Raw genomic sequence first — 20,303 nt, 5'->3', positions numbered from 1 at the left:
CGGGTCAGCCGCGGCGGCCCGGGAGCCGGCCGAGGAGCGCCGCCCAGCCGGCCCGGCCGGTCCGCCGCCAGCGGGCCGTCCGGTCCGCCAGGCCCCGGCGCGGCGCGAGCACGGGTTCCTCGTCGAGTCCGTCCGAGCCCCCGTCGACCTCGTCCCGACCCCCGTCGTCCCGGCCCCCGTCGACGGCCGGCGCCCGGAGCCGCCACCAGCGCACCACCGCGGTGCCCGGGACCAGCAGCACCGCGAACCACCCGGCGGCCACCGGCCCCACCCACCACGGCGGCCCCAGCACGGCCATCCGGCCCGCACCGAGCGCGCCGCCGGCCAGCCACCCGGCCAGCGTCACCACCGCCCCGGCGGCCAGCGCGCTGCCGAGCGCGACCAACGCCGTCGCCGGGACCCGCCAGGGCTCGGACGGCCCGTCCTCCGCGCGCCGCCCGCCGGCCGCCGCCGCGCGTCCGAGTAGCCCGGCCGCCACCGCGCCCGCCAGCACCGGAACCACGAAGGCCAACCGCTGCCAGCCCGACGCCGTCCAGGGCACCAGCCCGAGCAGCGGGAAGCTCGGCAGCGCGCCGAGCACCAGCCGGCCGGGGCCGACCGCCGTCCCGGCCCCCAGCAGGAAACCCGGCCCGAGCGCGTAGGAGGCGGACCAGACCACCGCGTTGGGCACCAGCAGCAGGCAGCTCAGCAGCAGCCCGGCGAACCCGGCGAGGCTGCCCCCGGCCAGCGAGTGGACCGCCGGCCCGGTGCGGTCGGCGCGCACCAGCAGAGCGAGCGCGAAGAGCAGCGCTCCCCCGGCGGCCAGGGTGAGCACCCCGACCGCCGCCGCCCGCCAGAGTGGTCCCAGCGCACCGGCCGGCCGGGCCCAGCCGGGCAGCCGCTCCGCCCAACCGGTCCAGCGCTCCCGCTGCTCCCGCCAGCGGGCCGCGCCGGGCAGCGCCCGGGCACCGGCCGCGGCCGAGAGGTAGGCCAGCGCGGCGACCGCCAGCACGTCCGGCAGCGGACGGGCCCGCAGCCCGCCCGCGCCCACGACGGCCGAGGAGCAGGCCAAGGTGATCGGGAGCGCGATCGCCAGGTATCCCGCGCACAGTGCGCCCGGCACGCTCCCGCGGCGCGCGCCCGCCGACCGGGCGGCCCGGGCGCCGGCCCGGCGCAGCAGCAGCGCGGTGAGCAGGGTGGGCAGCAGCGGGGTGAGCGAGAACGGGACGGCCGCGGCGCCCCGGGTCAGCGGGCCGCCGTGGGCGAGCAGCCAGAGGCCGCCGACCAGCCTGGCGGCGTCGCCCGCGTCGGCGGCGGAGTCCTCCGGGCCGGACGAGACGACCCACAGCACGAGCACGGGGAGGGCGGTCGCGGCGAGTCCGAGCAGCGCGGCGGTGATGCCGACGACGATCGGGCCGGATGCCGAGTTGAGCCCGCGTGAGATCGGACGGCCCATCAGGTGGTGCCTCATGGTCCCTCATGGTGCCAACGTCACCCGTCCTGTCCTCTGCAGGCGCGAGCGTTCGCCGTGTCCCAGATTATGTGCTTATGTGCCGCATCTCAGTCAGCTGCTGCCACGACCGGGCCGGCGCGCGCCGCGCCCGGTCCGTCCGTACCGGTGCACTCGGCGGGGGTGGTCGATGACCCACCAGCCGGACACCCCGGACAGCACGCCGGAGAGCGCGCCGGAGGAGACCACGCCCAGCCTCTCCGCCAAGGAGGTCCAGCTGCTCACCCGGCTGGCCGCCGGTGACGACCTCCCGGCGGCCGCCGCCGCGCTGCGGATCCCGCCCGACAGCGCGCGTGGGCAGCTGCGGCGGGCGATGCGGAATCTCGGTGTCCGGACTGACCGCGAGGCCGTCGCGCGGGCCGTCGAGGCCGGGCTGCTGGCGCCCACCGCCGGCGCCCCCGATCCCTGCGCCACGCCGTCCGCCGCGACGCCCGTCCCGCCCACCCTGCTGGGCTTCGACGCGCTGCACTCGCGCGCCTACACCGACCTGGTCCAGCAGACCTACCTGCTCACCGCCTCCCCCCACCGGGCCGAACGCGCGGTCTGGCGGGCCTTCGGCTCCGCCTGGAACAGCTGGGCCAAGGTCGCCGCGACGCCCGACCCGGAGTCCTGGGTCCGGGTCCGGGCATTCGACCACGCGCTCTCGCCCTGGCACGCACTCGGCCCCGAGCGGGGCTGGCGGCTCCCGGGGCTGCCCGGGGCGGCCACCCCCCTGATGGCCGCCGCCCCCGGCCGGTGCCGGGAGCAGCCGACGGAGCAGGACCGGGCACTGCTCGAGGCGGTGTCGCGGCTGTCCCGCCCGCGCCGCCGGGCGCTGCTGCTGCACGACGTGCTGGGCCATTCGGTGCCGGCGATCGCGACCGAGGTGCAGTCCAGCACGGCGGGCGCCGAACACCGGGTACGGGCCGCCCGGGCGGCGCTGGCCGCGGCGGTGCCGGAGGTGGTCGGCGCCGATCCGGACGCCCCGGGCTTCGGCGAACGGCTGGGCGGCCTGCTCTACCGGGCGGCGATCCGCGGCTGCGTGCTGCCGCCGTGCTCGTCGGGGACCGGGACGCTGCGGACCCGTGCCCGGATGCGCGCGGTCGCGGTGCCGGGGGCCGCCGGGCTGCTGGTGCTGGCCGCCGTGCTGACCGGCTGGACCACGGTGGACGGGCACGGGCCGTCCTCGCTCTTCGCGGTGCCCGCGCCGGAGCCGCTGCCGCTGTGCAGCGGCCCGGAGTCGGGCAGCGCCGGCCCCGCCGCGCCACCCGGGCCGGGGACGCCGGTCGGCAAGCCGGGGCTGCGGACCGAGTGGTGCTGGCCGCTGGACGAACGCCCGGTGGTGCTGACCGACCCGTCCCCCACGGCCACCGCGCAGGGGCCGGTCCTGGCCACGGACAGCACCGGCGGTTCCTCGGACGCGCTCGCCCTCCGCCCCGCCCCCTTCGCCCACCGCCCGCTCCCCCGGCCACCGGCCGGCCTGTTCGGCGCCCCGGTCCCGCCGCCCCACGTCCTCCGCCCCGCCCCGGCACCCCCGCGACCCGCATCCGCCGCACCTGCACCCGGCCCGCAGCCTCCGCAGGCCGCGCCGCAGCCCGCACCCGCGCCCGCACCGCACCCCCCGTCCCCACCCGCCGCGCCGGCGGCCCCGGCCCCCGCGCAGCGGCCCTGGCTGCCCTCCCTCCGCACGCGGCCCTGACCGGCCCACCCCGGAAGGCGGCCCCCGGAAAGCCGTGAGCCCCGGACCACCACAGCGGTCCGGGGCTCACTACGTGCTGCTACCGGCTACTTCAGCCGATCAGCTCACGGGCCAGGCGCGCGGTCTCGGACGGGGTCTTGCCGACCTTCACGCCCGCGGCCTCCAGGGCCTCCTTCTTGGCGGCCGCGGTGCCCGAGGAGCCGGAGACGATGGCGCCGGCGTGGCCCATGGTCTTGCCCTCGGGGGCGGTGAAGCCCGCGACGTAGCCGACGACCGGCTTGGTCACGTGCTCGGCGATGTAGGCCGCGGCCCGCTCCTCGGCGTCGCCGCCGATCTCACCGATCATCACGATGATCTCGGTCTGCGGGTCCTCCTGGAACGCCTTGAGGGCGTCGATGTGGGTGGTGCCGATGACCGGGTCGCCACCGATGCCCACGGCCGAGGAGAAGCCGAGGTCGCGCAGCTCGTACATGAGCTGGTAGGTCAGGGTGCCGGACTTGGACACCAGGCCGATCTTGCCGGCGGTGGTGATGTCGGCCGGGATGATGCCGGCGTTCGACTGTCCGGGGGAGATCAGGCCGGGGCAGTTCGGGCCGATGATCCGGGTCTTGTTGCCCTTGCTGCCCGCGTACGCCCAGAAGGCGGCCGAGTCGTGGACCGGCACGCCCTCGGTGATGACGACGGCCAGGCCGATCTCGGCGTCGATCGCCTCGACGACGGCGTCCTTGGTGAACTTCGGCGGCACGAAGATGACCGTGACGTCGGCGCCGGTCTCCTTCATGGCCTCGGCGACGGAGCCGAAGACGGGCACCTCGGTGCCGTCCACGTCAACCGTGGTGCCGGCCTTGCGCGGGTTCACGCCGCCGACGATCTGGGTGCCCGAGGCGAGCATGCGGCGGGTGTGCTTCATGCCCTCGGAGCCGGTCATGCCCTGGACGATGACCTTGCTGTCCTTGGTAAGGAAGATAGCCATGGTGTTAGTCCCCTTCCTTACTTCGCGTTGGCCAGCTCGGCGGCGCGGTCAGCGGCACCGTCCATGGTGTCCACCTGCTCCACCAGCGGGTGGTTGGCGTCGGTCAGGATCTTGCGACCCAGCTCGGCGTTGTTGCCGTCCAGACGGACGACCAGCGGCTTGGTGACCGCCTCGCCCTTGCTCTCCAGGAGGGCGAGGGCCTGCACGATGCCGTTGGCGACCGCGTCGCACGCGGTGATGCCGCCGAAGACGTTGACGAAGACCGACTTGACGTCGGGGTCGCCCAGGATGATCTCCAGGCCGTTCGCCATCACCTCGGCCGAGGCGCCGCCACCGATGTCCAGGAAGTTGGCGGGCTTGACGTTGCCGTGCTGCTCACCGGCGTAGGCGACGACGTCCAGGGTGCTCATGACGAGACCCGCGCCGTTGCCGATGATGCCGACCTCACCGTCGAGCTTGACGTAGTTGAGGCCCTTGGCCTTGGCCGCCGCCTCCAGCGGGTTGGCCGCGGCCTTGTCCTCCAGCGCCTCGTGCTCCGGCTGGCGGAACTCGGCGTTCTCGTCCAGCGAGACCTTGCCGTCGAGCGCGATGATCTTGCCGTCGCCGGACTTGATCAGCGGGTTGACCTCGACCAGGAGGGCGTCCTCCTTGATGAAGACCGTCCAGAGCTTCTGGAGGACCTCGGCGACCTGGTCGGCGATCTCGGCCGGGAAGTTGGCCGCGGCGACGATCTCGGCGGCCTTCTCCGGGGTGCAGCCCTCGTTGGCGTCGACCGGGACCTTGGCCAGCTTCTCCGGGGACTCCTCGGCGACGACCTCGATCTCCACGCCGCCCTCGACGCTGGCCATGGCCAGGAAGGTGCGGTTGGTGCGGTCCAGCAGGAACGAGACGTAGTACTCGTCCTTGATGTCCGCGGTCTGGGCCAGCATCACCTTGTGAACGGTGTGGCCCTTGATGTCCATACCGAGGATCGCCTCGGCCTTGGCGACGGCGTCGGCCGGGTCGGCGGCGAGCTTGACGCCACCGGCCTTGCCACGCCCACCGACCTTCACCTGAGCCTTGACGACGGCGCGGCCGCCGAAGCGCTCGGCGATGGCGCGAGCGGCTTCCGGGGTGTCGATGACATCACCGTCAAGCACGGGTACCCCGTGCTTGGCGAAGAGGTCCCTCGCCTGGTACTCGAACAGGTCCACGTGTGTTCGTCCTTGTTCGTGGTCGCGGATTGTCTCTGTAACGAGCGTGCCACGGCAGGATCTTCGCTGCGGGTCGTCGGGGCGGTACGGGTACGCAGAATTTTGTTCTTGCGGCCCGAACCGCCACGGGCGCACACGTCAATCAACACGCGCGTCACGTCCGTCTGGCAGGTTATCCCCGCAGGACCGGCGCGATTCGCCCGGGATGGGCCCCGCTTGGGTGAGAACCGTCACAACGGGTGCGTTCCACCGGGCCACGCGCCGGCCGGGGGTCGTTCCGTCCACCCGTCCGCTCACCCGCTCGCCCGGCTCCCGTCCGGTACCGGCAGCGGACGCTTCTCGATCGCGGCGGCCATGATCTCGGGGAAGGCGTCCGGGGTGCAGGCGAAGGCGGGCGCGCCCAGCGCGGCCAGGGCCGCCGCGTGCGCGTGGTCGTAGGCGGGGGCGCCCTCGTCGGAGAGCGCGAGCAGGGCGATGAACTGGACGCCGGCCGCCTTCATCGCGGCCACCCGGCGGAGCATCTCCTGCCGGATGCCGCCCTCGTAGAGGTCGCTGATCAGCACCACCACGGTCTCAGCCGGACGGGTGATTCTCGACTGGCAGTAGGCCAGCGCCCGATTGATGTCGGTGCCGCCACCGAGCTGGGTGGCGAACAGCACGTCCACCGGGTCGCCGAGCTGCTCGGTCAGGTCGACCACCGAGGTGTCGAAGACCACCAGCCGGGTGTCCAGGCTGCGCATCGAGGCGAGCACCGCGCCGAAGACCGCCGAGTGGACCACCGAGGCCGCCATCGAGCCGGACTGGTCGATGCAGAGGATGACGTCCTTCCTCACCGCGCGCTGGGCCCGTGCGTAGCCGACCAGCCGCTCGGGGACGACCGTGCCACGGCCGTCCGGGCCGACGTCCGGCAGGTAGTTCCTCAGGTTGGCCCGGATCGTCCGGTCCCAGTCGATGTCCCGGTGCCGGGGGCGGTTGACCCGGGCACTGCGGTCCAGCGCGCCACCGAGGGTGGCCCGGGTGCGGTCGGCCAGCCGGCGCTCCAGCTCGGCGACCACCTTGCCGACCACCAGCCGGGCGCTCTCCCGGGTGGTCTCGGGCAGCGCGTGCTTGAGTGAGAGCAGGGTCCCGACCAGGTGGACGTCCGGTTCGACGGCGGCCAGCATCTCCGGCTCCAGCAGTAGCCGGTCCAGGCCGAGCCGGGAGATGGCGTCCTGCTGCATCAGCTGGACCACCGAGGTCGGGAAGTACTCCCGGATGTCGCCCAGCCAGCGGGCCACCTGCGGGGCCGAGCCGCCGAGCCCGGCGCTGCGGGCGGCGGCCCGGTCGGGGCGGCCACCGGCCTCGGGCGTGCCGCGGTAGAGGGCGGCCAGCGCCTGGTCCAGGCCGGTGTCGCGGCCGGTCAACCGGCGGCCGGTGCCGTCCGCCTCGCCGCCGAGCACCAGCCGCCAGCGGCGCAGGCGCTCGGCGGCGGGATCGAGCGAAGTGCTGGTCATCGGGTGCTCCTCTGCACGGAGTCGTTCGCGGTGGGCAGGCCGAGCAGCAGGGCCAGGGTGGGCAGCGCGGCGTCCGCCCGTCGGGTGTCGAGCGGCTCGGCCGCCGCCGGGCCGCCGACCGGCAGGGTGCCGTCCCCACCCGGCGGGCCGGCCGCCACCCGTGCGCCGATCGTCCGCCGGACGCCGGCCTCCAGGGCCGAGAAGGTGCGCCGCAGCAGCGGCAGCACGTCGACGAAGGTGTCACCGGACACCCCGGTGAGCCACTCGTCGAGCAGCCCGAGCAGCTGCGGGTCGTGCAGCAGCAGCGCCCCGCCGCCGGCCAGGAAGCCCTCGATCCAACCAGCGGCGTCGGCCGGGCTGTTGGCCGTCGAGAGCACCAGCCGCAGCCGGCGGCCGGCCTCGGCCGTGTCCAGCCGGGCCTCGTCCAGCAGCAGTCGGACCGCCCGGCCGCGCAGCAGGCCGGGGACCCCGGTGGCCGGTCCGGCCGCGGGCTCCCGGCGGGCCAGCGAGCCGAGCGCGGCGGCCCAGCGGTCGGCCAGACCGTCCGCCCCGCCGGCCGCCCCCCGCGCCAGCAGCGCGACCGCCGCGTGCACCGCGTCCAGGTGGGCGCGCATCGCCGCCGCGCCGTCCGCGTCCAGCCCGGTGCAGGCGGGCGGCAGGCCGACGCGGATCCGCTCGGCCAGCCCGCGCGCCACGCCGTCCAGCGCACCGCTGTCGGTGCCCCGGACGTCCCCGTAGCGCAGCGCCCGGACCAGGGCCGGCAGCGCCTCGGCGAGCTGCGCGACGTCGGTGTCCAGCGCGGCCCGGTCGGCCAGCTCGCGCATCACCGCGGGCAGCGCGGCGGGCAGCTGGGCCACCAGGCACTGCTCGGCGAGCCTGGTGAGCTCGGCGAGTTCGACGGCGTCGGCCGCCCGGGCCGCGACCTTGGCGGCGGCGGCCTCGGCCACCGTCGTCCCCCACTGCGCGGCCTCCACCACCCGGACGGCGAACTCCGGCTCCCAGCGCAGCCGCCAGCTCTCCCGGAAGGTGCCGGTGGAGTTGACGGCAGAGCGGGTCTCGGTGCCCCAGCCGATGCCGAGCAGCCGCAGCCGGTGCAGCAGCAGCGAGCGGGCCGCGTCCAGCTCCTTGCGCAGGTCCAGGGCGAGTTCACGGTCCCCCGGGTCCGGCCTGAGCCGCAGGGTGCGCTGCTGGCGGGTCAGGTCGCGCTGCAACGGCACGGTCGGGGTGCCGGACGGCACCTCGCCGAGCGCCTCGCCGACCACCAGCCGCTCGCGGACCAGCGCGAGCGCGACCTCGGAGCCGTCGCACATCACGGACCGCACCGCGTCCAGCGTCTCGGCCAGCCCGGGCACCGGGCGGCCGCGCATCGCGGCCAGCGTCTCGGCCAGCCGGACCGCCTCGATGACGTGCGCGGAGGAGACCGGGTGGTCCTCGGCCCGCAGCAGTTCGGCGGCGCCGGTCAGCCAGCGGGCCAGGCCCTCCGGGCCGTTCCGGAACAGGTGCCGGTACCAACCGGGCGACTCGATGCCGGCGCCGTAGCCGGTGTGCTGGGAGAGCCGGCGGTGCGTCCAGGGCACCCAGGTGATCTCGGTGCGCACCTTCTTGGGCAGCTCGGCCAGCAGCGCGCGGTCGGCGGCCACGGTGGTCCCCACACGCAGCGCGGGGACGTGCCAGGCGCCGCAGACCACCGCGATCCGCCGGTGGCCGGCCCGCCCGGCGGCCCGGATCCGCTGGCGCATGTACGCCTCGCGCAGCTCGTCGCGACGGGCGGCGCCGCGCCGCGGGCCGGGGATCCCCTCCGCCCCCGGCCGCTCGCGCAGCGCCGCCATCGCCTCCGCCAGCGCCGCGAACGGCGCCAGCGCGTCCGCACCGGGGGTCCGGTGTTCGACGACGTCCTCCCACCAGGCCTCGGGGTCGTCGTGCCCGGCCGCCGCGGCGAGCGCCGCGATCGGGTCGACCCGTTCGGTCGGCCCGGCCTCCGCTTCGGCGGGCTCCCCGGCAGCCGCGAGCGCGAAGCCGTACCCCGCCGGGAGGTCGATGAAGTGGACCGGCAGCTGCCGGTCCAGTCCGTGACGGATCGCCACCCACTCCGGTGAGAAGGCGGCGAACGGCCAGAACCCGGCGCGGGCCGGATCGTCCACCGCGTGGGCCAGCAGCGCGACCGGCGGCACCATATCCCGTTCCGCCGCCAGTGCGATGATCGGATCGGCCTCGGCCGGCCCCTCGATGAGCACGACGTCCGGTTCCAGCTGCCCGAGCGCGGCGGCCACCGCCCGGGCCGAGCCCGGACCGTGGTGCCGGATCCCCAGCAGCGTCACTTCGGCGTCCACGTCCCCCTCCTCCTTCCGGTTCCTCCCGACTCGGGCGCTCAGCGGGAGAGTTCGCGAGCGGCCCGGTAGAAGTCCTTCCAGCCGTCCCGCTCGCGGACCACGCCCTCCACGTACTCCCGCCAGACCAGCTGGTCGGCCACCGGGTCGCGGACCACCGCTCCCAGCACGCCGGTCGCCACGTCCGCCGCCCGCAGCACGCCGTCGCCGAAGTGCGCGGCCAGCGCCAGACCGTTGGTGACCACGGATATCGCCTCGGCGGTGGAGAGCGTGCCGGTCGGCGTCTTGACCTTGGTCCGGCCGTCGGCGGTGACACCGTCCCGCAGCTCGCGGAAGACGGTCACCACCCGGCGGATCTCCTCGGCACCGCCGGGCAGTTCGGGCAGGTCGAGCGAGCGGCCGAGCTGGCCGACCCGGCGGGTGACGATCTCGACCTCCTCGTCGAGCGTCGCGGGCAGGGGCAGCACGACCGTGTTGAAGCGCCGGCGCAGTGCGCTGGACAGCTCGTTGACCCCACGGTCACGGTCGTTGGCGGTGGCGATCAGGTTGAAGCCGCGGACGGCCTGCGTCTCGCCGCCCAACTCGGGGACCGGCAGGGTCTTCTCGGACAGGATGGTGATCAGACTGTCCTGCACGTCGGCCGGGATCCGGGTCAGCTCCTCGACCCGGGCGATCTTGCCGTCCGCCATCGCCCGCATCACCGGGGACGGCACCAGCGCCTCCCGGCTCGGACCATTGGCCAGCAGCTGCGCGTAGTTCCAGCCGTACCGGACGGCCTCCTCGGGTGTCCCGGCGGTGCCCTGGACCAGCAGCGTGGAGTCCCCGCTGATCGCGGCGGCCAGGTGCTCGGAGACCCAGGTCTTGGCCGTCCCCGGCACCCCGAGCAGCAGCAGCGCCCGGTCGGTGGCCAGCGTGGTGACGGCGACCTCGACGATCCGGCGCGGGCCGACGTACTTGGGCGTGATCACCGTGCCGTCCGGCAGTTCGCCGCCGAGCAGGTAGGTGGCGACGGCCCACGGCGAGAGCCGCCACCGCTCGGGGCGCGGCCGGTCGTCCTGCGCGGCGAGCGCGGCCAGCTCGGCGGCGAACGCGTCCTCGGCGTGCGCGCGGAGGACCTCGGGGATCGGCGTGGTGGTCAAGGGGCTCCTTCAGGTCGGCCGCCGGGCGGGTACACGGGGGCGGTGAGGTGATCGGGGAGCATCGCGAAGAGGGGGCGGGGGACGATCGGTGACCCGGCCCCCGCCTGCGGGAACCACTCTGTCCCCCGCCACTGACAACGCACCGTCGCCGGGCGCCGTGCGGTCGCTACCCTGCGGTGAGGAGGAGGTGCGGAGATGACCGCCACAGTGCCGGAGACCGCACACGACCTGGTGCGCCTGCTCGAAGACATCCCGGAGCTCGACGGCAACCGCATCGAGCTCATCGACGGAGAGATCGTGCTGCGCCCGTCCGCCACGCCGTTCCACAACTTCATCCAGTCGACCATCACCAGCCGGTTCATCCAGCACGGCTGGCGGTCGATGACCGAGCAGGCCCTGGTCTCGGCCGGGCAGACCTTCGGGCCGAAGCCCGACATCGCCGTCACCACCCGCGAGTTGGCCGCCGACAACGCCAACCCGTTCCCAGCCGACCGGATCGCCGTCACCGTGGAGATCGTCTCCTCGGACCGCGACGGCGACCACACCAAGAGGCGGCTCTGGTCCGCCCGCTGCGGGATCCCGCTCCACGTCATCGTCGACCCCGACGACGGCCTCTGGGAGCTGTACTCACAGCCCCGTGGCGGTGACTACCGGGTGGTGGAGAAGGGCGAGTCCGGCGAGGGGATCTCCCTCCCCGAGCCCTTCTCCTTCGCACTGGGCACCAGCAGCTTCAAGGTCCACCCGCCCAGGCACCCCTGAGCGCTGAGGCCCTGTCAGTCCCTCGCTCTAGCGTTCGAGTCATGGAGGAACGCTGGAGCACCGAACACGTCCTGTCCCTCGCGCCCGACGCCGCTTCGCGGAAGGCGGCGGGGAAGCTGTCGTCGCCCGCGCCATGGTCCGGGGCGGGGAGCGGCCAGGGGGCGCTGTGGGGGTCGTGCGAGGGGAGCGGGAGCACACCGTACCGGACGGTCGTCGAGCTGGCCACGCCCGCGTACCAGTGCAGTTGCCCCAGCCGGAAGTTCCCCTGCAAGCACGCGCTGGGCCTGCTGCTGCTGTGGAGCGCCGGATCCGAGGCGGTGCCGGGCGGCGCCGAGCCGGCGGACTGGGCGGCCGAGTGGCTGGCCGCGCGGCAACAGCGGGTCGAGCGGGCCGTCGAGCGGCGGGCGGCCCGGGCGGAGGCGGTGGGCGCCGATCCGACCGCCGCCCGGCGTCGGGCCGATCGGCGGGCGGCCCGGGTCGCCGGCGGCGCCCAGGAGTTGCGACTGCGGCTGGCCGACCGGGTGCGCCGCGGCCTGGCCGACCCGAGCGCCGCGAGCGGCTCCTGGGAGCAGGTGGCCGCCCGGATGATCGACGCCCAGGCCCCCGGACTCGCCTCCCGGGCCCGGGAGTTGGACGAGCTGCCGGAGGACTCCGCACTGGCCGGCTACGCCCTGCTGCACCTGCTGGCCACCGGCTACGAACGGGTCGGCGAGTTGCCCGAGGCGCTGGCGGCGACCGTCCGCAGCCGGGTCGGCTTCACCGCCGACACCGCCGAGCTGCTGGCCGGCCCGACCGTGCGCGACCACTGGCTGGTCCTGGGCAGCCAGGACAGCGCCGACGAGCGGCTGACCACCCGCCGGCTCTGGCTGCGGGGCACCAAGACCGGCCGGACGACCCTGCTGCTGGCCTTCGGCCGGCCCGGCCAGGCGCCCGAACTGGCCATCCCCACCGGCCAGTCGCTGGAGGCCGAGGTGGCCTACCAGCCGGCCGCGCGCCCGCTGCGGGCCGTCCTCGGCACCCGCCACGGCGCCCCCGCGGCACCACCACCGGAGGCGGCCGTGCCACCCGGGCTCAGCCCCGCCGAGGCGCTGGCCGGCTACGGCGAGGCGGTCGCCGAGGACCCGTGGCTGGACTCCTGGCCGACCGTGCTGACCGGCGTGGTCCCGGTCCCGCCGGCCGGAGCGGGGGACGGCTGGCGGCTGACCGACGGCCGGCACGCGCTGCCGGTGCCCGCCGACGCGCCGCCGGGCGCGCTGTGGCGGCTGGCGGCGGTGTCCGGCGGCCGTCCGGTGACGGTCTTCGGCGAGTGCGGGCACCGCGGCTTCGCCCCGGTGACGGTCTGGGACGAGCAGGGACGAGCGACGGGAGTGGGCCAGTGACCGACGACTTCTGGGCGGAGCTGCGGGCCACCGCACTGCTCGGCACCGACCGCCGACCGCTGCCCGCGCCGGGCGGCGGCGGCCCGCTGGCCGTGGCGGCCGGCGCGGTCCGCCGCGACGACCCGGCGACGGCCCTGCTGGAACTGGCCGCGCTGGCCACCGTGCGGCGCCGGGCCGGGCTGCTGCCGGCCGAGGCGCCGCCGGCCGGCCCGGCCGCCGCGCCGGACGACCGCCCGCCGCTGCCCGAACCGGCCGCCCGCCGACTGGCCGTGCTGCTGGCCGGCCGGGCCCCCGGGCACGCCGGCACGCTCGCCAACCTCACCGAGCTGCTGCCGCAGTGGCTCAGCCGGGCACGGGAGTCGGGCCACCGCCCGCCCGCCGCGCTGGTCCCGACACTGCTCGACACCGCCCGGGCCCGCAGCGAACTGCGCGACGACGCCGTGGCATTGGCCGGTCCGCTGGGCCGCTGGCTGGCCGAGCGCAACCCGGACTGGTCGTACGTGCTGCGCACCGTCCCGGAAGCCGCCGAGCCCGGCTGCCCGGAGGACGAACGGGCCTGGGAGGAGGGCCTGTTCGCCGAGCGGGTCACCCACCTCACCCGGCTGCGCCGGCGCGATCCGGCCGCCGCGCTGGCCCTGCTGGCCGGCAGCTGGCCCACCGAACGGGCGGAGGACCGGCTGCTCTTCCTGGACGCCCTGCAGGAGAACCTCGGCGAGTCCGACGAGCCCTTCCTGGAGGCCGCGTTGGGCGACCGCAGCAAGAACGTCCGGGCCACCGCGGCCGACCTGCTCACCACTCTGCCGGGCTCGGCCCTCGGCAGCAGGATGGCCGAACGCGCCCGCGCCGCGGTCCGGTTGAGCGAGGGCCGGCTGCTGGTCAGCCCGCCCACCGAGTGCGACCCGGCGATGCGACGGGACGGCATCGCGCCCAAGTCACCGACTGGCCGCGGCCAGCGCGCCTGGTGGTTCGGCGAGATCGTGGCCGCCACCCCACTGCGCACCTGGACCACCGAACTCGGCCTGACCCCGGCCGAGTTGATCGCCCTGCCGGTGGCCGAGGCGACCGCGGAACCGGAGTCCGCCGAGTGGCGGGACGATCTGCGCGAGGCGTGGGCCCGGGCCGCGGTCCGGCAGCGCGACGCCGACTGGGCGCGGGCCCTGCTCGGCCCGGCGCCCCGGCGGTCCGGCGCGGTCCGGTCGGCCGGCGCGCCGGCCAAGCTGCTCGCCGTACTGCCGCCGGCCGAACGGGCCGCCTGGACGGCCGCGTTCCTGCGCAGCCACGGGCTGGGCGACGCCTTCCAGCTGCTCGGCGCCTGCGCCACCCCGTGGACGCCGCCGCTCAGCACCGCGGTGGTCGCGGCGCTGGAACGGGCCGCCGCCGCCGGCTCGTACCCGTGGAGCCACAGCGGCGTGCTGGGCATGACCGAGCGCTCGCTCTCGCCGGCCGCCGCTCCCGCGGTGGAGGCGCTGGCGGCGGACGCCGTGCCGGACGGCGCCTGGGCGGAGACCTTCGGGCGGCTGGCCGGGACGCTGCGGTTCCGAGCGGCGATGCTCGCCGAGCTGAGCCCCGGCGCCGAGCCCTGAGCCGGCGGGCCGGGCGGCCCGACCGCCCGGCCTCGGGCTCAGCCGGCGGCCCGCAGGTTGGCCTGGACCCAGGCCACCACGTCACGGGTCGGGGTGCCCGGGGTGAAGATGTCGGCCACCCCCATCGCCTTCAGCTCGGTGATGTCCTCGTCCGGGATGATCCCGCCGCAGAACACCTTGATGTCCGCCGCGTCGCGCTCCTTCAGCAGCTCCATCACCCGGGCGCAGAGCGTCATGTGCGCGCCGGAGAGGATCGACAGGCCGATGCCGTCCGCGTCCTCCTGGATCGCCGTGTCGACCACCTGCTCGGGCGTCTGGTGCAGGCCGGTGTAGATCACCTCCATGCCGGCGTCGCGCAGGGCACGCGCGATCACCTTCGCGCCCCGGTCGTGGCCGTCGAGCCCCGGCTTGGCGACCACCACCCGGATCGGGCCTGACACACCCATCACTGCCTCCACGTTAACCAGCAATAACACGGACCTGAGGGGAGGTTAGCGCCAGCGGCGCCCGGCCACGGATCCGCGAGTCGAGAGGAGGGGAAAATCACAGCACGACTACAGCTTCTCCACCGGCGCGTAGCGCAGCAGCAGCACCTTGCGGCCCGACGAGCCGAAGTCGACGGTGGCCTTGGCCCGGTCGCCGGTCCCGGCGACCTCGGCCACCGTGCCGAGCCCGAAGGTGTCGTGGCTGACCCGGTCACCGACCGCCAGCGCGACCACCTCGCGCTCGGTCGCCATCCGCGCCGACTTGCCCCAGCCCGCCTGCGGCGAAGCCGTGCCGGAGCCGCGTCCGCCCGACCCGCCCGAGCTCCACGAGGAGCCGCGCGAACCCCCCGTGGCGAGGCCGCGCGAGGCGGGCACCGCCGCCGCGCCGGTGCGCTTCCAGTCGACCAGCTGGTCCGGGATCTCCTCCAGGAACCGCGAGGCCGGGTTGTAGGCCGGCTGCCCCCAGGCGCTGCGCAGCACCGACCGGGTCAGGTAGAGCCGCTGCCGGGCCCGGGTGAGCCCGACGTAGGCCAGCCGGCGCTCCTCCTCCAGCTCCTTGACCTGGCCGAGCGCCCGCATGTGCGGGAAGATCCCGTCCTCCATGCCGGTCAGGAAGACCACCGGGAACTCCAGGCCCTTGGCGGTGTGCAGGGTCATCATCGTGATGACGCCCTGCCCCTCCTCGTCGTCCGGGATCTGGTCAGAGTCGGCGACCAGCGCGACCCGCTCCAGGAAGTCGGCCAGCGAGCCGACCGGCGGCGCGCCCTCCTCGTCCGCGTCCGGGCGCTCGCCCGGGTCCTGTTCGTACTCCAGCGCGACCGAGGCCAGCTCCTGGAGGTTCTCCACCCGGGTCTCGTCCTGCGGGTCGGTCGAGGCCTGCAGCTCGGCCAGGTAGCCGGTCTCCTCCAGCACGGCCTCCAGCACCGCCGCCGGGCCGGCGCCCGACTCGACCACCTGGCGCAGCCCGGCCAGCAGCTCGTTGAACTTCCGCACCGCGTTGGCCGAGCGCGCGGCCATCCCGTACGCCTCGTCGACCCGCAGCAGCGCCTGGGCGAAGGAGATCCGCTCGCGGGCCGCCAGCGCCTCGATCATCGCCTCCGCGCGGTCGCCGATCCCGCGCTTGGGCACGTTGAGGATCCGGCGTAGCGGCACGGTGTCCTCGGGGTTGGCCAGCACCCGCAGGTAGGCCAGCACGTCCCGGACCTCGCGCCGCTCGTAGAAGCGCACCCCGCCGACCACCTTGTACGGCAGGCCGACCCGGATGAACACCTCCTCGAAGACCCGGGACTGCGCGTTGGTCCGGTAGAAGATCGCCACGTCACCGGGCCGGGCCGCGCCCGCGTCGGTCAGCCGGTCGATCTCGTCGGCGATGAACTGCGCCTCGCCGTGCTCGTCGTCGGCGACGTAGCCAACCACCTTCTCGCCGTGCTCGCCGGCCGTCCAGAGCTTCTTCTCGCGCCGGTTGGCGTTGCGCTCGATCACCGCGTTGGCGGCGCTCAGGATGGTCTGCGTGGAGCGGTAGTTCTGCTCCAGCAGGATGGTGGTCGCGCTCGGGTAGTCCTCCTCGAACTGGAGGATGTTGCGGATCGTCGCGCCGCGGAAGGCGTAGATCGACTGGTCGGCGTCGCCCACCACGCACAGCTCGGCGGCCGGCACCTCGGCCAGCGCGGCCGCCGCCGGGTTGACGAATTCACCGTCCACCGTCCGCCTGGGCGCCGTGCCCGCCGCGCCGCCGCTCAGCTCGCGGACCAGGGTGTACTGCGCGTGGTTGGTGTCCTGGTACTCGTCGACCAGGATGTGCCGGAACCGCCGCCGGTAGTGCTCGGCCACGTCCGGGAAGGCCTGCAGCAGGTGGACGGTGGTCATGATGATGTCGTCGAAGTCCAGCGCGTTGGCCTCGCGCAGCCGCCGCTGGTAGAGCGTGTACGCCTCGGCGAGCTTGCGCTCCATCGGGTTGGCGGCCTGGCCGGCGTAGGTCTCCTCGTCGATCAGCTCGTTCTTGAGGTTGGAGACCTTGGCGGTGAACGACTTCGGCGGGAACTGCTTCGGGTCCAGGTCGAGGTCCCGGCAGACCAGCCCCATCAGACGCTGCGAGTCGGCCGAGTCGTAGATCGAGAAGCTGGAGGTGAAGCCGAGCTTCTTGCTCTCCCGGCGCAGGATCCGCACGCAGGCGCTGTGGAAGGTGGAGACCCACATCGCCCGGGCCCGCGGGCCGACCAGCTGCTCGACGCGCTCGCGCATCTCGCCGGCCGCCTTGTTGGTGAAGGTGATCGCCAGGATCTCGCCGGGGTGCACCCCACGGGCACCCAGCAGGTGGGCGATCCGGTGGGTCAGCACCCGGGTCTTGCCGGAGCCGGCGCCGGCCACGATGAGCAGCGGCGAACCCGCGTGCAGCACGGCCTCGCGCTGCGGGTCGTTCATCCCCTCCAGCAGCTGCGCGGGGTCGACCACCGGCCGGTGCGCGCCGTTGCGGTAGAAGGCGTCCCGCTCGGCGGCCGCGGCGTAGTCGGTCTGGAAGAGATCATGAGGGATCTCCTCCTCGTACCCGCCCTCCGGGCCGTAGTAGTCCTCCGGCGGAGGCTCCTCGGCGTGGTCCGCGGGCGTCGCGTCGGACGGCTTCGCCTCGAAGGGCTCGAAGCCGGGCAGCGGGAGGTCGTCAAAGAGGCTACTCATGGCGCATCCGAGTCTAGGGCCCGGCACCGACACCGCGGCGCGGAACCGTCTGCCCGCCCCGGGGAGACGGTTCCGAAGGGTCAGCCGGCCGCCCTGGCGCGCTCCAGCAGCGACACGGTGATCCCCTGCACGTGCTTGACCTGCTCCTGGGTGAACTCCGAGGTCAGCACCTTCACCTCGTCCGCCGGCAGCCCCTTGAGCGGGTCGCTCTGGTCGCCGTAGGTGACCACCCAGAGCCGGTCGGTGCCCCCGGCGCAGCTGTCCGCGTCCGGGCAGGTGACCGAGTAGAGGTCGTTGTTCTGCACCGGCGTCTTCTCCGCGAAGACGTCCTTCGGGTGCACGTTCCGCGGCAGGTAGTAGGCCATCGCGAAGTCCAGCATCATGTACGCCTGGTCGCCCCGGACCGGGACGATGCCGTCGCCCGCGTGGTAGCCCTTGGCGATGATCCGGGCCGCGCCGCGCTCGTCGGCCCACTCGTGCGAGGTGCGGGTGCGCAGCGCCTGCTGGTCCTGCAGGCCCAGCAGGGCGGTGCCGATCAGGCCGACCGCGATCAGCGGCTTCGGGCGCAGCGAGGTCAGCCCGGCGCCGGCCAGCACGGCCCAGGCGGGCACCGTGAAGAGCAGGTAGCGGTCGAGGAAGTAGGACGTGCTGCCCTGCGAGACGACCCAGACGGCGAGCACCGGCAGCGCGGCCACCAGGCCGATCTCCACCGCCCGGCGGCGGCTGCGCGGCCAGGCCACCGGCAGCGCGCAGAGCGCCAGCACGCACAGGCTGACCAGCGCCGAGCCGAACATGCCGTGCCAGGTGGTGACGAAGTCCTGCAGCGTCGGGGAGTGCAGCCAGGAGATCTGCCGGCCGACCTGGCGCCGCCCGACGATCACCAGCGGCACCATCGGGAGCAGCGCCACCAGCACGGCGACCGCGAAGCCGATCAGCAGCGCCCGCCGGCGCTCCCGCCGCCAGCGCAGCAGCACGATCAGCGCGTGGCTGGCCAGCACGGTCAGCGTGACCATGTGGAAGAGACCGGCCGCCATGATGCTCACCGCGTACGGGAGCCAGCGCAGCACGCTGCCCGGCCGCTCCACCGCCCGCAGCAGCAGCCAGGTGGCGGCGGCCACCGCGAGGACGGCGAACGCGTAGGCGCGTCCCTCCTGGGCGTACCGCGAGATGCTCGGGAAGATCGCGAAGAGCAGGCCGGCGGCCAGCGCGGTCCGGGTGTCGAAGAGCTTGCGGGCGGCCAGCACCACGCAGGCGGCGGCCCCCGCCATCGCCAGCGCGGACGGCAGCCGGAACATCGTCGGCGAGTCGCCGAAGACCGATATCCACCCGTGCATGAAGAGGTAGTAGGTGCCGGACACCGCGTCGACGTGGTGCAGCATGGCCCACAGCTGGCCGGTGCTGCGGGTGGCCGCGCTCCAGGTCGCCAGCTCGTCCCGCCACAGCTCCGGGCGGGCACTGCCGCGGACCCCGAGCCCGAGCGTGACCAGCGCGGGCCACAGCCAGACGAGCCGGACCGCCCAGTCACGCAGGCCGGCCGGAGCCTGGACGTCCTCACCAGCCGCCGGTTCCGGCCGCTTCCGCACGGGACCCGACGCCTCGGCGACGTCGGACTCGGCGCTGGTACTCATTCTCTTCTCAAACCTTCCAGACTGGCGTCACGGCGAGTTGGTGTAGACGAACGCGAGGTATCCGCCGTACAGCGCGGAGGCCACGGCCGCCGATCCCAGAACGATAGCGACCGCGCCACGGGTTCTGACCCGCGCCAGGTGACCGGCGAGTGGGAACAACAGACCGACGGCGGGCAGCAGGAAGCGCGCCCGCGAGTTGAAGTATGCCGCGTCCCCCAGCGCGATCACGAGGGTGAGCCCGCTGAAGGCGAGCAGGGGCAGGGGCTGGCGCTGCAGCACCGAGAGCAGGAACAGGACCACCGCCGTGCCGAGGCTGAGGCCCACCACCACCTCGGCCAGCCACAGGGTCGTGCTGTAGGTCAGCATGTGCGCGAACGCGCGGACCGTCGAGGCGCCGGCGTCGAAGTGCGACGCCCAGGCGTCCTCGATCTTGAAGTAGGCGTCCGCGTTCCCCTTCACCAGCCCGACCCAGGCGATGAAGGAGACCACGCCCACCGGGGCGATCAGCGCCCCGAGGACGGGACGCCACCAGGCGACCCGCTCGGCGTCGGGCAGCTCCGCGCCGCGGCCGCGCCGCCACTGGGAGACCAGGGCCCACAGCGCGCCGAGGCAGACCGCCCCCGCCACCGCGACGGCGGTCGGCCGGGTCAGCCCGGCCAGCAGGCTGAGCCCGCCGGCCCAGATCCAGCGCCGGGTGATCGCCGCGTAGACCGCCCAGACGGCGAAGGCGGTGAACATCGGTTCCGAGTAGGCCAGGCTCTCCACCAGGGCGTAGGGGATCACCCCCCAGAGCACCGTGGCGATCACGCCGGCGCGGTGCCCGTACAGCCGCGCCCCGATCGCGTACGTCCCCCAGGCCGCGACGAACGAGGAGACCCAGGCCACCAGCAGCGCGACCAGTCCCAGCGAGACCGGCAGCAGCCAGCCGAGGACCCGGATCGTCATCGGATAGGCCGGGAAGAAGGCGTAGGCCTGGTAGAAGCCCTTGGGGCCGGGCACCAGCGGCGTGCCCGCGTAACCGTGCTGGGCGATCTGCTGGTACCACCAGGCGTCCCACATGCTGCTGAGCTGGTGCAGGCCGGAACGGCCGTGCTTGTGGTACCAGCAGAGCACCGCCAGCACGCCCAGGGCGCGGACCGCCGCGTAGCCGGCCAGCGCCGGGGCCGCCCGGCGGAGCGGGGGGAGCAGCCGGTGCCCCCACGGGCTGCGGACCGGCCGCGGACCCCGCGGCGGGTCGTCGCGACGGGCCGCCGCGTCATCACGCGCCTGCGGCCCCGCAAGCTGAGCAGTCACCGGCACTCCCCTGAGGAACCATCACAGAATCAGGACGACACCCGACAAAACCTCGGATCGCCAAGAGGATTCCTACCAGATTCGTCCAACGCGCGACGGCGCCCCCTGCCCGGCAAACCCGACTACTGGCCGAATTGATCGTGATCAGCAGAACATCCTCCCGAAAGGGCCGCTATAACCAGTACGGCCGGTGGGGACCTTGACAGTCTCC

14 protein-coding genes are annotated in these 20,303 nt (G+C 74.7%); 4 read left to right on the top strand and 10 right to left on the bottom strand.

The genetic code is table 11. The annotated features are described in order from the left end of the window. Window positions 1-4: 4 nt before the first annotated feature. A complete protein-coding gene (locus tag ACZ38L_RS02855) occupies window positions 5-1,450 on the bottom strand; it encodes a cell division protein PerM (protein WP_465688576.1) in 1,446 nt (481 codons plus the stop codon). 169 nt (window positions 1,451-1,619) lie between these two features. On the opposite strand from ACZ38L_RS02855, the gene ACZ38L_RS02850 reads away from it, so the two are divergent. Beyond that, a complete protein-coding gene (locus ACZ38L_RS02850) occupies window positions 1,620-3,167 on the top strand; it encodes an RNA polymerase sigma factor (protein ID WP_465688574.1) in 1,548 nt (515 codons plus the stop codon). Window positions 3,168-3,258: 91 nt separating this feature from the next. Here the strand turns inward: ACZ38L_RS02850 and sucD are convergent, their stop codons facing one another. The 5 genes from sucD to ACZ38L_RS02825 all read right to left on the bottom strand — a co-directional run bounded on the left by sucD (window position 3,259) and on the right by ACZ38L_RS02825 (window position 10,292). Continuing rightward, window positions 3,259-4,140: a succinate--CoA ligase subunit alpha gene (gene sucD / locus ACZ38L_RS02845; protein ID WP_465688572.1), complete on the bottom strand. Its 882-nt coding sequence runs from the start codon at window positions 4,138-4,140 to the stop codon at window positions 3,259-3,261. 17 nt (window positions 4,141-4,157) lie between these two features. Further along, window positions 4,158-5,333: an ADP-forming succinate--CoA ligase subunit beta gene (sucC, locus tag ACZ38L_RS02840; RefSeq protein ID WP_465688570.1), complete on the bottom strand. Its 1,176-nt coding sequence runs from the start codon at window positions 5,331-5,333 to the stop codon at window positions 4,158-4,160. A gap of 293 nt (window positions 5,334-5,626) precedes the next feature. Beyond that, on the bottom strand, window positions 5,627-6,826 hold the full coding sequence (locus ACZ38L_RS02835; RefSeq protein ID WP_465688568.1) for a VWA domain-containing protein: 1,200 nt from the start codon (window positions 6,824-6,826) through the stop codon (window positions 5,627-5,629). Then, on the bottom strand, window positions 6,823-9,156 hold the full coding sequence (locus tag ACZ38L_RS02830) for a DUF5682 family protein (RefSeq protein WP_465688566.1): 2,334 nt from the start codon (window positions 9,154-9,156) through the stop codon (window positions 6,823-6,825). The genes ACZ38L_RS02835 and ACZ38L_RS02830 overlap by 4 nt, the downstream gene beginning before the upstream one ends. 38 nt (window positions 9,157-9,194) lie before the next feature. Then, on the bottom strand, window positions 9,195-10,292 hold the full coding sequence (locus tag ACZ38L_RS02825) for an ATP-binding protein (RefSeq protein WP_465688564.1): 1,098 nt from the start codon (window positions 10,290-10,292) through the stop codon (window positions 9,195-9,197). Window positions 10,293-10,487: 195 nt separating this feature from the next. Between ACZ38L_RS02825 and ACZ38L_RS02820 the strand changes: the two genes are divergently transcribed. Genes ACZ38L_RS02820 through ACZ38L_RS02810 form a run of 3 tightly spaced genes read left to right on the top strand, consistent with a single transcriptional unit; the run spans window position 10,488 to window position 14,013 of the window. Further along, entirely contained in the window at window positions 10,488-11,051 is a 564-nt protein-coding gene (locus tag ACZ38L_RS02820; RefSeq protein ID WP_465688562.1) for a Uma2 family endonuclease, read from the top strand. Window positions 11,052-11,092: 41 nt separating this feature from the next. After that, complete coding sequence (locus tag ACZ38L_RS02815; RefSeq protein ID WP_465688560.1) at window positions 11,093-12,430, top strand: SWIM zinc finger family protein; 1,338 nt, start codon at window positions 11,093-11,095, stop codon at window positions 12,428-12,430. After that, on the top strand, window positions 12,427-14,013 hold the full coding sequence (locus tag ACZ38L_RS02810) for a DUF5691 domain-containing protein (RefSeq protein ID WP_465688558.1): 1,587 nt from the start codon (window positions 12,427-12,429) through the stop codon (window positions 14,011-14,013). The genes ACZ38L_RS02815 and ACZ38L_RS02810 overlap by 4 nt, the downstream gene beginning before the upstream one ends. Before the next feature lie 38 nt (window positions 14,014-14,051). Here the strand turns inward: ACZ38L_RS02810 and ACZ38L_RS02805 are convergent, their stop codons facing one another. From ACZ38L_RS02805 to ACZ38L_RS02790, 4 genes are all read right to left on the bottom strand, one after another. Beyond that, the gene (locus ACZ38L_RS02805) at window positions 14,052-14,459 is read right to left on the bottom strand and encodes a cobalamin B12-binding domain-containing protein (RefSeq protein ID WP_396555362.1); all 408 of its coding nucleotides are present in this window, start codon (window positions 14,457-14,459) and stop codon (window positions 14,052-14,054) included. Between the two features lie 108 nt (window positions 14,460-14,567). Next, complete coding sequence (gene pcrA / locus ACZ38L_RS02800) at window positions 14,568-17,171, bottom strand: DNA helicase PcrA (protein WP_465688556.1); 2,604 nt, start codon at window positions 17,169-17,171, stop codon at window positions 14,568-14,570. An 80-nt stretch (window positions 17,172-17,251) separates the two neighbouring features. Beyond that, complete coding sequence (locus ACZ38L_RS02795; protein ID WP_465688554.1) at window positions 17,252-18,799, bottom strand: glycosyltransferase family 39 protein; 1,548 nt, start codon at window positions 18,797-18,799, stop codon at window positions 17,252-17,254. A 27-nt stretch (window positions 18,800-18,826) separates the two neighbouring features. Beyond that, window positions 18,827-20,092 carry a hypothetical protein gene (locus tag ACZ38L_RS02790; RefSeq protein ID WP_465688552.1) on the bottom strand — a complete coding sequence of 422 codons (1,266 nt, stop codon included), beginning with the start codon at window positions 20,090-20,092 and terminating at the stop codon, window positions 18,827-18,829. Window positions 20,093-20,303: the final 211 nt, after the last annotated feature.

This window comes from Kitasatospora sp. NPDC024654, assembly GCF_055559155.1.
The sequence above is the reverse complement of the archived record's forward strand: the minus strand, read 5'-3'. Positions and strand labels throughout refer to the sequence as shown.